Here is a 13,173-nt window from a genome sequence, read left to right as displayed (position 1 = left end):
ATAATTATTTTTAAATTTGTACCATAAAAACAAATAAAATGAAAAAAATATTAGCCTTTGCAGGAAGTAACAGCAGCACATCTATAAATAAGCGGTTGGTAACGTACGCGTCTAGTTTAGTTGAAGACGTACAAGTAAACATTTTAGACCTTAATGATTATGAAATGCCAATTTATAGTTCTGATAGAGAAAGCATATCTGGTCATCCTCAAAAAGCCATTGACTTTGTTGAGCAAATAAAGAATTCAGATGGGATTATAATTTCATTAGCCGAATATAATGGTGCATACTCTGGCGCATTCAAAAATATTTTTGATTGGGCATCGCGAGTAGAACCAAAAACTTTTTTTGGAAAACCTATGTTATTAATGGCAACCTCTCCAGGCCAAAGAGGCGGACTTTCAGTTTTGGGTATGGCATCTGATCGTTTTCCTAGACATGACGCTAATATTGTTGGGAAATTTTCTTTACCTAGCTTTCATAATAACTTTTCGGATGGAAAAATTATTAATGACGAAATGAATAACGAACTACTAGAAGAAGTGGAACAATTTAAAAAAAGTATATAGGTTGTGACAATTCAGCATAAAGATAATGGTAAAAAAGGTGAGTTCTACCTTGAGATTAATAGCAATAAAATGGCGAGTATGACTTATAGTTACGCTGGTGATGATAAAATAATTATTGACCATACAGAAGTTGATCCGTCATTGAAGGGTCAAGGTGTAGGTTATAAATTGGTTGAAGCCTCGGTTGTCTTTGCCAGAGAGCAAGGTCTTAAGATTATGCCGTTATGTCCATTTGCTAATGCAGTATTTAAGAAGAAGACCGAATACAAAGACGTTTTATATTAAAATAAAATACTGTTTAAAACTAAGCGACAATAAACATGGGAGATATAGCAAAAGATGTCAATTCAAAATTCAAGGATAATAAAACCAAAGCCTTAATAAATATTTTATATACAGCCAATTGGATTACGGCAAAACAAAATACATTTTTTGCAGAATTTGGAATTTCTCCTCAACAATACAACATTCTTAGAATTCTACGAGGAGCAAATAAACCGTTGTCTATGCAAATTGTAAAGGGTAGAATGATAGAACGTGCGCCCAATGCTACCAGACTTACCGATAAGTTATGTGCTAAGGAGTTGATAGAACGTATACCTTCAAAGAATGATAGACGTGTAGTAAATATTCAAATTACTAAAAAAGGTTTAGAACTACTAAAAGAAATTTCGGATGATTTTAATGAAGATTGGATGGGAGCTATTAAGGAAGATGAAGCCGCTCAATTGAGTGATTTACTAGATAAATTAAGATAATTAAATTAAGAAAGGAAAGGAAAAATGAAAACAATAATTCACAAAGCAGAAGATAGAGGATTTGCCAATCACGGATGGTTACAAGCTAATCATTCCTTTAGTTTTGCAAGTTGGTACAATCCCGAAAAAGTTCATTTTGGGGCCTTAAGAGTTTTAAATGATGATATTATTGCACCAAAAATGGGTTTTGGTACGCATCCACATGATAATATGGAAATTATAACTATTCCATTAAAAGGCGTGTTGAAGCATCGCGATAATATGAGCGATGAATGGATACCAGTACTTCCAGAGGAAGTTCAGGTAATGTCTGCAGGTACTGGTGTGCAGCATTCAGAAATTAATGGTTCTGTTGATGAATATTTAAGCTTGTTTCAAATTTGGATTATTCCAAATGAGCGAAGTGTAAAACCTCGATATGATCAAAAAACATTTAATAAAGAGGATAGAAAAGGAAAGCTGCAAACTTTAGTAACTTCTTTTAACGATGATGACGAGAAGAGTTTAAAAATCCATCAAGATGCAACGTTATCTCGTATTGATCTAAATGAAGGAGACACATTTACTTATAACTTAAAAAATGAAAATCATGGAGTCTATGTTATGAATATAAGTGGAGGTATTTCAATTTCAGATATTACTTTAAATACTAGAGATGCTTTGGGTATTTCCGAAACTTCAAATTTTCAAATTAATGCAACTGAAAACACAGAATTATTATTCATTGAAGTGCCAATGATTAGCTTATAAAGTATTTAAGTTATTGAAGAAGCACCACAATTTGTGGTGTTTTTTTATTTTAAAATAACGATATTTGTTTTAACTAACTATCTAAAATTTAGAATAAGATTATGGCGATGAATAAAAACACGGTTTTGGCTTGGGCCACAACTATTATGATTATTGTTGGATTAGGTTTAATTGCACTGGGAGCTTTTAAATATCAGGAAGTTGCTGGCTATGGCTTTGCCTCTGTAGGTGTAGGTTTCTTTGCAATTGCTTGGGTGTTTAATGCATTAAAAGGAAGAGTATAATTATGAGCGACGATAAACAAATCATCTTCTCAATGTCTGGTGTTACAAAGACCTTTCAGTCTGCTAATACACCAGTTTTAAAAAATATATATCTAAGTTTTTTCTATGGTGCCAAAATAGGTATCCTAGGGCTTAACGGTTCTGGTAAATCAACATTGTTAAAAATTATTGCAGGTGTAGATAAAAATTACCAGGGAGATGTGGTTTTTAAACCAGGTTATACCGTTGGTTATCTTGAACAAGAGCCACAACTAGACGACGAAAAAACCGTTATGGAAGTGGTTAAGGAAGGAGCGGCAGAAGTGGTAGCAATCCTTGATGAGTATAACAGTATCAATGATCAGTTTGGTTTAGAAGAGGTTTACAGTAATCCTGATAAAATGGAAAAACTCATGAACCGTCAGGCTGAGTTACAAGATCAAATCGATGCTACAAATGCCTGGGAACTAGATACCAAATTAGAAATAGCAATGGATGCTTTACGTACTCCAGACGGAAACAAAAAAATAGGTGTACTATCTGGTGGTGAGCGTCGTAGAGTTGCGCTTTGCCGTCTACTTTTACAAGAACCAGATGTATTACTCTTAGATGAGCCTACCAACCACCTAGATGCCGAATCTGTACATTGGTTAGAGCATCACTTGTCGCAATATAAAGGTACTGTTATTGCTGTAACACACGATAGGTATTTCTTAGACAACGTTGCTGGTTGGATTTTAGAACTCGATAGAGGTGAAGGTATCCCTTGGAAAGGGAATTACTCCTCTTGGTTAGATCAAAAATCTAAACGACTAGCTCAAGAGAGCAAATCGGCCTCTAAGCGCCAAAAAACTTTGGAGCGAGAATTAGAGTGGGTGCGTCAAGGAGCTAAAGGACGCCAAATAAAACAAAAAGCGCGTCTTAAGAATTACGATAAACTCTTAAGTCAAGATCAAAAACAGCTTGATGAAAAGCTAGAAATCTACATACCAAACGGTCCACGTCTAGGTACAAATGTCATTGAAGCTGTTGGAGTAAGTAAAGCATATGATGATAAATTACTTTATGAAGATTTAAACTTCAATTTACCTCAAGCAGGTATTGTTGGTGTAATAGGACCCAATGGTGCTGGTAAAACCACCATCTTTAGGATGATTATGGGAGAAGAAACACCAGATAAAGGTGAATTTAAGGTAGGTGATACTGCTAAAATAGCTTACGTAGACCAAAGCCATTCTAATATAGATCCTGAAAAAACAATCTGGCAAAACTTTAGTGATGAGCAAGAATTAGTGATGATGGGAGGACGCCAAGTTAATTCTAGAGCATATTTAAGTCGTTTTAATTTCTCAGGAAGTGAGCAAAATAAAAAAGTTAAGTTGCTTTCTGGTGGAGAAAGAAACCGTCTTCACTTAGCAATGACATTAAAAGAGGAAGGTAATGTTTTACTTTTAGATGAGCCAACTAACGACCTTGATGTTAATACATTACGAGCGCTAGAGGAAGGTTTAGAAAACTTTGCTGGTTGTGCAGTAGTTATTAGTCACGATAGATGGTTCTTAGACCGTATTTGTACGCATATTTTAGCTTTTGAAGGAGATTCTCAAGTTTACTTCTTTGAGGGCGGATTTAGCGATTATGAAGAGAATAAGAAAAAGCGACTTGGTGGTGATTTAATGCCAAAACGAATTAAATACAAAAAGCTAGTAAGGTAGTGCTCTGCTAATAAATTATTAATAAAAAAAAGCCAGCATTTGCTGGCTTTTTGTTTATCTGTGTCTTAGTGGTTTTAATTATCACCATAAAGATGTCCACTGGTAAAGTCTTTATAAGATTCATCATCTATATCCTTAAATGCGTTGGTCTCCATCAATTTCCTGTTTTCTGCTTTTAACTTATACATCTTAATTATTGCTATTATTATAAAAACAATAAATATAGAGGCAACAGCAATAAGAATCATTGTGAGCTGCGTCGTGGTAACTAATAAAGACTTGGAAATCAGTTTGCTAAGCATGAGTTAATATGGTTTAGATTTGGGTTCTATGGTGCTAATATAGAAAAAAAAACTTCTACAAATACCTAATATTAAATATTTTACGCCTTTATTATTAACAAATATATCGTTAAAACAACATAAATACTCGACTAACTACAGTGTTTTCGGGTGAAATTAAGTATTTTGTAAGTTGTTAACAAGTGAAAAATTTAACATTTTAATTTCACTAATACCAATCCAAAAGCTTTACTTCGATAGAATTATTTGCTTTATTCACGATTTCTTTAAATAAATTTATATCACTTAGTTCTGAGGTTCCTCTGTAATGATAAGGGTAAACAACCCTAGGCTCAAAGTCTATAACGGCACTGGCAGCACTTTCAACTGGCATAGTATAAGGAAGGTTCATGCAGACAAAGGCTTTGTCTATATTTTTTAAGCTGCGCATTTCTGGAATATCTTCTGTATCACCAGAAATATAAATACGTTCATCATTAATAGTTAATACATAGCCGTTTCCTCTGCCTTTAGGATGAAACTTTAAGGCCTCCTCTCTTAGATTATACATAGGTATGGCTTTAATATTAATAGCATTATGTTTTAATGTTTTATCATTTCTTAAGGTAATAACATTAGCACCTATTGTACTTGGTATTTTATCAGTAACTGCCTTTGGGGCAATAATTTTTATATTTTTTAGTTGCAAAGCTTCTAACGTCGCCGTACTTAAGTGGTCTCCATGAATATCTGTAATTAATACTAAAGTTGGCGTTTTCTGATTTTTAAAAGCTTCAGATCCACCCGTAGGATCTATATAAATGACCTCTTCTTCCGTTTCTAAAATCAATGTTCCATGAGATATAGGTATAACTTTTACGTTTTCTTCTGTACTGGTGTTAATTGCTGTTTCTTGTGTGAGCTTTGAGGTTTGATCTTTACAATTTGTAAATGTATACACTAGCGCTAAGGCAATTATAGTTTTAAAAAGTTTCATAAGAGTTGTTTTTTTATAAAGATATTCAACAAATGGCGCTAAGTAAAATTTTGTAACATTTTTATAATATTTACTACCTATAATTTGATGGTAAAGTTTTTATAGTCTTAAAAATTTACCGAAATTGTTATCCTAAAATTTGTTCAACTTAATAACACCTTACCATATGTCTGATGATTTTGATTTATTAGAAACCAATTCACAACAAAAACCAGAAAAAGTAGATGTAAACTGGGGAAAAGCCATAGACCAGATGAAATCTAAACTGGCGCAAGAGGATGATCCCGAAAGTCGTCAGAAAATATTAAACGCCACATTAGATAATGTTGTGGATATGGCAGAGAAGGACAGAAGTACACTTCTGGATGCTATTAAGGATTTAACAGATTATCAGGATGAAGTTGGTATTATGTTCGAAGGCTTTTCGGCCTTAAATGCTGCCGAACAAAAAATCATTGATGACGCTGTAAAGCGATTAGAGCGTGCAAAGGTTGAGCTTGAAGAGGCAAAGGCAAAACCAGACACGTGGTGGAATAACCTTTGGGGACGCAAAAGCAAAATTAAAGATGCTGAGCAAGAGCTTCAAAATGCTCAAAAACAACGCGATGGTGCAGACAATAAAGCTAAAGCAATGTTTCAGCAACGTATAGAAACTGCAGATGTGCAGACATTGTTAAATGAATTATCATTTAAGAGTCAAGCGGCTATAAAACGATTAAAAGACAGAGAACTCGAAATTAAAGAGGTTGAAGAGAGCTTAAAATCTGCAATTGTAGAAGCAAGTAACAACCATACCAAAGCTCTAGAAAAGAAAAAAGAAGTAGAAACGCAGCTCGAAGAACAATATGCTCTACTCAAACAAGCCAGACAAGCGTTAGAAGAAGTGGCCGACAAACAGTCACCTGAATATTCAGAAGCTCTTGAAAAAGTAACCCAACTCGAACAAAAAGTAGAAGAATTAGAAGGTCTAAAAAATGCCTATACTACGTTAGCAGCGTCAAAAGACAGTTTTGTGCACAAGCATAACTTAACTATTAAAGTATTAACATCTTTACGCAGTAATCTACAAACGCATCGCGCGAAATTAAAATCAGATACTGATGAGCGTTTAAAGTATTACGATGGTTACGTAGTAGCATTAAAAGCACGTACAGACCAAGAGTTCGCAGCGATTTTAGAGCACTTAGGTGTTAAAACCGATGAGCATATTGGAGAAACTTTAGCAGCAATGCATACAGCAAGTGCTAAAGCACGTCAGGAAATGATGGATAATATTCCAGTGCACGAAAAAGTGATGCAAGGTATTTATGGTAGTTACGCTGAGGCACTAAAAGACATTAGATCTAAAGATGCTGAAATTCAGAAAAACTTTGCCGACCGTTATGGTATTGATATGAAAGAAATTTTTGATGAATACTACAGCGCAGATCCTAATGCACCTTCAGGTGATGGAGAGCCAGCTGGAGAACCAAAGCCAGAAGCTAATGAAGATGATTTATTAGGATAGGTTTTGAAGAAGTTCTTAACAATTAAATCTCTAAAAATATTTCTAGCTTACTCTTTGGTTTTTAGTATTGTTATTTATTTTGTTCATGGAAACAATGACTATTTAGGTTCCATTTTATTTGGATTTATTTTAGGCATTGCATTATTCGCCATTCATGCATCATTTAACGAAACTAAAGAAGATTCAAATAGATGATAGTTACACCATTAGATTCCGCAGTATTAGATTCTAAAGAGCAGTATGTGTTTTATCACAAAATGATAGATTTTACACTCAAAGAACTAATTACAGCTGTACAAGCTAAGCAAATACTTAAGCAACAAGAAATATTGCTGTTTAAGCAGTACACGGATTTACTGTTGTATTCTATTGAAGCCATGCGTGTAAAATACATGTATGACGATGAAGAAAATATGAAGGTAGATCTTACAGATTCTAGTTTTCCAAATTATTTAGAATTCAGATATCTCTTTAACGATCTAGAATTGCGTGAAGAGTTTTTAACCAAACTCACAGATATTGATATCCTAAAAGATGAATTTCTAGACACGTTAATGCGAAAGAAACAACCTATTTCTAAACGTAAATTGTTTCAGGCAGCATCTATTGTGTATTATACATCTGCTAAGAAAGAGTATATCTTCAATCGTTTTGTGCAAGGTAAGATTATTGCTGCACCGCAAGGCTCACCAGCAGAACATTTAGTAAGCTGGAGTTTTTATGATGTAACGCACAACAGACCGTTTATTTGCTACATGTATTTTAATTACGATGGGAGAGATGTTAATGCATACAAAGATGAGATTTATTCTGTTTTAAAGAATACATCAGATCGCGAGATGAATTTAGATACCATGGCTTATGCCATAGATAAGCGCTTGCCAAAGGTATTACCAAAACTCATAAAACGTATCGATTTAGGGCCAATTCATAACGTGTTTGCAAAAGATGAAAACGAAATAACACATGCCATTTTAGATGGTATTGCTAAGAAAAATATACCCTTAGAATCATTTGTAGTTTCATTTAAAGTAGATGAACTTGTCTCTAAAAGTGAATTTAAGGAAGGTAGTTTTTTTAGCAAGCAAACCTTTCAGAAATGGGCAAGTCCGTTTAGACAGCGTTATGTTTTTGCACCACATCGCATCATACAATTACTATATAACAAAACACCAGAAATAATGAATAAGTTGGCAATTCCGCCAGTTCAGGTTTCTGATTTAAAAATTAAAAAATAAATAAGTAAATAGTCTACAGTCTGCAGTCTGCAGTAGGCAGTAGGAATAAATGAAGATAAAAGATGTCTTTTAAAACTTTACTAGCATATCAAAAAGGATTTGATTTGGCAATGGAAATTTTCCATTCAGCTAAGAGTTCTCCAAAAATTGAAATGTTTGGATTAACCTCTCAAATAATTAGGTCTAGTAGGTCTGTATGCTCTAATATTTCTGAAGGTTATCGTAAACGTCAATATGAAAAGCATTTTAAAAGTAAAATGTCTGATGCTAATAGTGAAAATTCCGAAACTCAATTATGGCTGGAATTTGCTTTGGCTTGCGCTTACATTGAAAAGAATAAGTATAACGAGCTAATGAACAAAAGTCAAGAAGTTGGAAAACTGATTAATTATATGATGAACAATCCTAGTAAATTTGGATTATAAAAACTAAAAAATAAGTCACGATGTCTAAAACTGCCTACTGAAGACTGCCTACTGAAGACTGCCTACTGAAAATTGCCTACTGAAAACTATAACCATGCAACACAACTCAACTTTTCCTATAAAACAAAATGAACTCAATATGCTTCGAGACGAAGCAACGTCTTACCTAAAGTCTATTCAGTGGGAGCAAAGTCAGCGCGCCAAAAATAGAGATAATGATGGTAAGGACGAATCCATTTTGTTGTATCTATCACGAGCTAATAATGGCAGTAATGTATCTGTAACCTCAGTTTCTAAAACTATTTTAGCTTTAAAAAAGAAATTATTACCAGAGTCGGTTGCAATTCCGTTGTTTCTTAATCAAACATTATATGCGGTTCAAGAAGGCATTACACTTGGTATTTGGATTAAAGATAGTTACTATGATGCCTCGGGATTATCGACGTTAAGTGAAAACAAATCGGCTTTAGATAACTCCGGAAAGCGTGAGTACGAAAGCAAAATGCTTACAGCAACAGCCTTTATGCTATTTGCTACTGCCTATAAAATTCTACACGATTTAAAACCACATGCATCCGACGATTTATCGGTAATGAAACAGAAGTTTGCAGGCATCCCAGAAGTGTCGTTTTTATCGCCTTTAAAAGGAATTTCGTGTCAATTATTCTACTATGATAAGTACTTAGGACATCCGGACATTATCAAAACCGACAAAGATGTTATTGATTTTACGGTGGTTTATTTTGAAGCCCTTATTGATGAAATTCAACTCAGAAAAAGCACATTAGAATATACTGATACGATTGAAGACCGTTCGTATAAGCTAGAAAACTCAGACTTTGTAATTGATGGCTGGAACAATGTTTTTGCAGGAACAGCAGTAAGTGTAGAGTTTAATAAAATTCAGTTTGAACAAATTGTAGGCAACAAAGATGCTAAGCACTTTGCCAGAAGATTAACAGAACGATTATTAAGCTACGATTTTGAAGCAAAAAATAATCCATTTCAAGAGCTTGGTGGTTTTATGCCAGTATTTATGGGTTATGGAATACCAGGCACTGGAAAAAGTATGCTTATCGCAGCAATAGCAACACGATTAAAAGAGCATAGCGAAAACTTAAATATTCCATTTTTATTCCATCCCATGCCAGATACGTTGATTTCAACATTTCAAGGTGGTTCTGCAGAGAAAATGGTGGAGTGGATGAAACCTTTGCAAGACCCAACACGTCTCATTTTTGCACCAATAGATGATGCAGAGAATAACCTACAAGAGCGTACAACGCAAGGTGTGTCCGCTGGTGTTAAGGAAGTGATTGGTGTGTTTCTAAGATATACCGAAGGTGCTTATGCGGTCAACTATGGTAACAGTTCTATAGGCTTATTTACCAACTTACCAGAAATGCTGGACAAGGCTGTGATTTCGCGTGTGCAAGGGCGTTTTAAAATTGATGGAGCTCGTAATGAAAAGGACTTTGTAGATCAGGATTATCTCTGGTGGAAAAAGCTCGAAGATACCATGCCAGATTTTATAAACATGAGCAATCCTAACGATTATAACTATCTCGATGCACAAAAAGTAGCGAAGAATTTAGGCGACATCTTAGAAAAAATAGATAAGCCAACCGAAGAGCGTGTATTGGATACGTTCGATAAAGTGTCGAGCAAATACAAGGACAATGAGCATATGTTCTATGCGCATTTATATACAGAAATACAGAAGATATTTCCATTCTTTTCATCGCGTGATGTGCGCAATATTCAAAAGGCAGTGTCGTTACGTTTAACGGATTTCGATTTAGAAGAGGATTGGTTCAATAATCCAGAAGTGTATTTCAAAAAAGATTACGACACCAAGTTTGGTATGCTTCAAGAACTCATGCGAGCCAATATGAAAGGTCTCGATTTTAGCGACATTAGGCGACAAGAAGTGGTACGTTATTTAGATAATGTAGCAACGATTGCAGATACCGACTTTAAACGTAAAGTTGATGCCAGAATCAATCAGTTAAACATCGAAACGGAAGCTAGAGAGCGTTTTGGAAAACAAGAATAATTTTTGAAAAAAGCTTGGTACATATTTAAAGAATACTATTTGTTTTCATTTGTCTTTTTACTGATTTTAATTTCTATTATTTCAATTTCAGCTAAGACAGAGGAAGAGTTTCTATCCATAAAATATATAAGCTTATTCTTCGTATTAGGAGTTTTATTTTTTTCAACTAAAGATTATATTATTGAGGAGTATTATAAACCTTTTTGGATAAAGAAAAAGATTAACTCTAGTCCTTTTAGTAACTTTAGAAGAAAAGGGTTTATTATGGAAGATAGTGAACTGGTAGGTAACATTAGAGGTTATATAATCTGTGTTGGTATAGAGTGGAGTAAATTTGATAAGAGGCCTAATTTTTACTTTAGAGTTTTGTTTAACCCAATGTCTTATGGTAGATTGATTAGAAAAGATGAATATGAAGTATTTAATAACTCTTTGAAGAGAGAAAAAGCTACATTTTTCATTGATTCCATATACAAATTATATGAGAAAAAAAGATTTTCAAAGCATAAGTATAATTATATGCGAGATGATATTTTGAAAGCTATTGATTTTTCAAAATCAAGAAAATTATTGCCTATTTCTATGAGTGAATGGAAGGAATATAGCCTTAAGGTGTCAAAACAAGAAGAAACTTTTGTTTATGACTAAAAAACGCATCAAAAACATCAACCGAACCATTCTTTCAGATAAGTTTTTTACCTTATCTCAGGTAAAATTCAATTATCAGTTAAAAGACGGAAATTGGGTTGAAAACAAATGGGAAGTTTTAGAACGTGGTAATGCAGTAGCAGCCTTGCTGTACAATACGGAAAAGCAAACCGTTATTTTGGTTAAGCAATTTCGTTTACCAGCTTATATGAATGGTGTAGAAGGTGGTTTTTTATTAGAAGTACCAGCAGGAATGTTAGAAGATGATGATTCTTCCGCAGCAGAAGCCATAAGAAGAGAGTTGCTTGAAGAAACAGGGTATAACATCCCAAAACTAACAGAGATTTATAGTGCGTTTGCCACACCAGGATGTAGTACAGAACGATTTTCGTGTTTTGTTGGTGAATATAGTGATAAAATGAAAACCAATGACGGAGGAGGTTTAGATACCGAAAATGAAGACATAGAAATTTTAGAAATACCATTTACAAAAGCCATTGCGATGATGGTAAATGGAGATATAATCGATGCAAAAACGATTATGTTATTGCAACATGTGCAGATAAAAAAACTATTACAATAATAATCGATTAAAAGTCCTTTTCTCTGGAAAGGATTTAGGATAGGCTTTTATGAACAAACTAAAACAAGCAAACCTATACAGAAGCGAACTTATACCAGTAAGTGGTAAACTGGTAGAGCGCTATAATAAATGTTTAAAAACACTTGGTTTTAAAGAAACCAAACTCACTTCCTTTTCTATAGATGGTGTTGGCTGGAGTCCAGAAGTAGCAGAAGAAAAGAACGATGTACATTACCTAAATCATGGTGATGCCAATCCGCATGGTATCATTATTTCACCTTTACAAAAAGGAAAACCAGTGTATTTGCCGTTTCATTCTTTTGATAGAGATATGATGCAACATATCTTTAGAACACATGGAAGCAAAATAAACGATATCACCAGAGATTCAGCGATTTGCATCGATTTTGATCAGGATATAGATGTGTTTTATGAGCCTTTAGACATTTTAAAATACGACGATGTAAGTATTAGTTTTAGACTTATAGATAACCTAGAAGAACGACAAAAAGAACAACTTCGACTGGTAGACAAGTTTAGAACAGGTAATAACTTTATTGATGAAGACATTCATAACGCATTACTAGAATCTGCAAAAACTTACGGAGATCTACGAAGTAGAGATTTAAACCTTCATGCGTTACATTATACCACAGGTTCATTTTATACACGTGCCTTTGGTGGTGTGTACTTGTTGCGAGATTTTATTCAAACCATTTTGGTTTTCGAAAATGAGGATTCCTATAAAGAAGCTATTAAAGATACCATTCACGATGTGTTGATTTATCATATCAGTCAGCCAGAATTGGTCGACAAACTGAAAAGTCATATCATTATTGAGTGTGATTTAGAATACATGGTAAAAACACCTAATTACGATCGTATTAAAAAGTTTGAATTATTCAGTAAACTTAAAGACACTGAACATGCAATAAAAGAGATTTTAGATAGTAAAGCACTTTTTAAAAGCTACTTAAATAAGATCGATATAGCAGCTCGAAAACAAGTGATGGGAGTTGAGTTGTATTTAGAAAAATTAGAACGCAGCAACGCTTATAAAATTGAAGATATGGTAGATGAGTCTATGTATTTTGCATTGCATCAACCACATTCGTCATTGTCGGCAGAGCACCGTGATTTAATACATAAATTATTAGTAAATATTTCACCAAAAGATATTCTGTTTTTGTACTGGTACGATAAAGAGCAGTTTTACAAAAATTATGAGACTTGGGATGCATCCTTTCAGGACTGGGTGATTGAGACGATTAGTAACAATATATAGATGGAAGTTGGAAGCTTGAAGCAGGAAGTACGGAGTTAAAAGCTTGAAGTAACAATTTTACATATAAATAGACTAATAGCATGAAGTTTAAATTTGAA

The 13,173-nt window shown here is 33.9% G+C and carries 15 protein-coding genes; 13 read left to right on the top strand and 2 right to left on the bottom strand.

The genetic code is table 11. The features are described 5' to 3' along the window. Nucleotides 1-38 precede the first annotated feature (38 nt). The 6 genes from BWZ20_RS02800 to ettA all read left to right on the top strand — a co-directional run bounded on the left by BWZ20_RS02800 (nucleotide 39) and on the right by ettA (nucleotide 4,055). The gene (locus tag BWZ20_RS02800; RefSeq protein WP_076615975.1) at nucleotides 39-569 is read left to right on the top strand and encodes an NADPH-dependent FMN reductase; all 531 of its coding nucleotides are present in this window, start codon (nucleotides 39-41) and stop codon (nucleotides 567-569) included. A 3-nt stretch (nucleotides 570-572) separates the two neighbouring features. Next, the gene (locus BWZ20_RS02795; protein WP_076615973.1) at nucleotides 573-854 is read left to right on the top strand and encodes a GNAT family N-acetyltransferase; all 282 of its coding nucleotides are present in this window, start codon (nucleotides 573-575) and stop codon (nucleotides 852-854) included. Nucleotides 855-889: 35 nt separating this feature from the next. Further along, on the top strand, nucleotides 890-1,327 hold the full coding sequence (locus BWZ20_RS02790; RefSeq protein ID WP_076615970.1) for a MarR family winged helix-turn-helix transcriptional regulator: 438 nt from the start codon (nucleotides 890-892) through the stop codon (nucleotides 1,325-1,327). A 24-nt stretch (nucleotides 1,328-1,351) separates the two neighbouring features. Beyond that, complete coding sequence (locus tag BWZ20_RS02785) at nucleotides 1,352-2,077, top strand: pirin family protein (protein WP_076615967.1); 726 nt, start codon at nucleotides 1,352-1,354, stop codon at nucleotides 2,075-2,077. A gap of 107 nt (nucleotides 2,078-2,184) precedes the next feature. After that, complete coding sequence (locus BWZ20_RS02780) at nucleotides 2,185-2,361, top strand: CAL67264 family membrane protein (protein ID WP_171032479.1); 177 nt, start codon at nucleotides 2,185-2,187, stop codon at nucleotides 2,359-2,361. A 2-nt stretch (nucleotides 2,362-2,363) separates the two neighbouring features. Further along, nucleotides 2,364-4,055, top strand: coding sequence for an energy-dependent translational throttle protein EttA (ettA, locus tag BWZ20_RS02775; RefSeq protein ID WP_076615960.1), 1,692 nt, complete (start codon nucleotides 2,364-2,366; stop codon nucleotides 4,053-4,055). A gap of 74 nt (nucleotides 4,056-4,129) precedes the next feature. Here ettA and BWZ20_RS15250 read toward each other — a convergent pair whose 3' ends face one another. Both BWZ20_RS15250 and BWZ20_RS02765 read right to left on the bottom strand, forming a co-directional pair. Then, entirely contained in the window at nucleotides 4,130-4,357 is a 228-nt protein-coding gene (locus BWZ20_RS15250) for a hypothetical protein (protein ID WP_076615957.1), read from the bottom strand. Between the two features lie 208 nt (nucleotides 4,358-4,565). Further along, nucleotides 4,566-5,333, bottom strand: a complete 768-nt coding sequence (locus tag BWZ20_RS02765; RefSeq protein WP_076615954.1) for an MBL fold metallo-hydrolase — start codon at nucleotides 5,331-5,333, stop codon at nucleotides 4,566-4,568. Between the two features lie 166 nt (nucleotides 5,334-5,499). Between BWZ20_RS02765 and BWZ20_RS02760 the strand changes: the two genes are divergently transcribed. The 7 genes from BWZ20_RS02760 (at nucleotide 5,500) to BWZ20_RS02725 (ending at nucleotide 13,075) form a co-directional block, all read left to right on the top strand. Beyond that, a complete protein-coding gene (locus tag BWZ20_RS02760; RefSeq protein WP_076615951.1) occupies nucleotides 5,500-6,840 on the top strand; it encodes a microtubule-binding protein in 1,341 nt (446 codons plus the stop codon). 191 nt (nucleotides 6,841-7,031) lie between these two features. Beyond that, nucleotides 7,032-8,078, top strand: a complete 1,047-nt coding sequence (locus BWZ20_RS02750; protein ID WP_076615943.1) for a hypothetical protein — start codon at nucleotides 7,032-7,034, stop codon at nucleotides 8,076-8,078. Between the two features lie 62 nt (nucleotides 8,079-8,140). Continuing rightward, nucleotides 8,141-8,503, top strand: a complete 363-nt coding sequence (locus BWZ20_RS02745) for a four helix bundle protein (protein WP_076615940.1) — start codon at nucleotides 8,141-8,143, stop codon at nucleotides 8,501-8,503. A 94-nt stretch (nucleotides 8,504-8,597) separates the two neighbouring features. Beyond that, nucleotides 8,598-10,559: an AAA family ATPase gene (locus BWZ20_RS02740; protein ID WP_076615924.1), complete on the top strand. Its 1,962-nt coding sequence runs from the start codon at nucleotides 8,598-8,600 to the stop codon at nucleotides 10,557-10,559. 3 nt (nucleotides 10,560-10,562) lie between these two features. Further along, a complete protein-coding gene (locus BWZ20_RS02735; RefSeq protein WP_076615921.1) occupies nucleotides 10,563-11,207 on the top strand; it encodes a hypothetical protein in 645 nt (214 codons plus the stop codon). Continuing rightward, on the top strand, nucleotides 11,200-11,790 hold the full coding sequence (locus BWZ20_RS02730) for an NUDIX domain-containing protein (RefSeq protein ID WP_076615917.1): 591 nt from the start codon (nucleotides 11,200-11,202) through the stop codon (nucleotides 11,788-11,790). The genes BWZ20_RS02735 and BWZ20_RS02730 overlap by 8 nt, the downstream gene beginning before the upstream one ends. A 49-nt stretch (nucleotides 11,791-11,839) precedes the next feature. Then, nucleotides 11,840-13,075, top strand: coding sequence for a DUF6638 family protein (locus tag BWZ20_RS02725; RefSeq protein WP_076615914.1), 1,236 nt, complete (start codon nucleotides 11,840-11,842; stop codon nucleotides 13,073-13,075). The last annotated feature ends 98 nt before the right edge of the window (nucleotides 13,076-13,173 follow it).

The organism is Winogradskyella sp. J14-2 (assembly GCF_001971725.1).
Lineage (GTDB): Bacteria > Bacteroidota > Bacteroidia > Flavobacteriales > Flavobacteriaceae > Winogradskyella.
Note: the sequence above shows the minus strand (reverse complement) of the source record. Positions and strands in the feature narration are given on the sequence as shown.

Bases quoted from the DNA above. Each gene is read 5' to 3' on its own strand.
- BWZ20_RS02800 (WP_076615975.1), top strand. From the start codon at position 39: ATGAAAAAAATATTAGCCTTTGCAGGAAGTAACAGCAGCACATCTATA.
- BWZ20_RS02790 (WP_076615970.1), top strand. From the start codon at position 890: ATGGGAGATATAGCAAAAGATGTCAATTCAAAATTCAAGGATAATAAA.
- BWZ20_RS02785 (WP_076615967.1), top strand. From the start codon at position 1,352: ATGAAAACAATAATTCACAAAGCAGAAGATAGAGGATTTGCCAATCAC.
- BWZ20_RS02780 (WP_171032479.1), top strand. From the start codon at position 2,185: ATGAATAAAAACACGGTTTTGGCTTGGGCCACAACTATTATGATTATT.
- ettA (WP_076615960.1), top strand. From the start codon at position 2,364: ATGAGCGACGATAAACAAATCATCTTCTCAATGTCTGGTGTTACAAAG.
- BWZ20_RS15250 (WP_076615957.1), bottom strand. From the start codon at position 4,357: ATGCTTAGCAAACTGATTTCCAAGTCTTTATTAGTTACCACGACGCAG.
- BWZ20_RS02765 (WP_076615954.1), bottom strand. From the start codon at position 5,333: ATGAAACTTTTTAAAACTATAATTGCCTTAGCGCTAGTGTATACATTT.
- BWZ20_RS02760 (WP_076615951.1), top strand. From the start codon at position 5,500: ATGTCTGATGATTTTGATTTATTAGAAACCAATTCACAACAAAAACCA.
- BWZ20_RS02750 (WP_076615943.1), top strand. From the start codon at position 7,032: ATGATAGTTACACCATTAGATTCCGCAGTATTAGATTCTAAAGAGCAG.
- BWZ20_RS02745 (WP_076615940.1), top strand. From the start codon at position 8,141: ATGTCTTTTAAAACTTTACTAGCATATCAAAAAGGATTTGATTTGGCA.
- BWZ20_RS02740 (WP_076615924.1), top strand. From the start codon at position 8,598: ATGCAACACAACTCAACTTTTCCTATAAAACAAAATGAACTCAATATG.
- BWZ20_RS02730 (WP_076615917.1), top strand. From the start codon at position 11,200: ATGACTAAAAAACGCATCAAAAACATCAACCGAACCATTCTTTCAGAT.
- BWZ20_RS02725 (WP_076615914.1), top strand. From the start codon at position 11,840: ATGAACAAACTAAAACAAGCAAACCTATACAGAAGCGAACTTATACCA.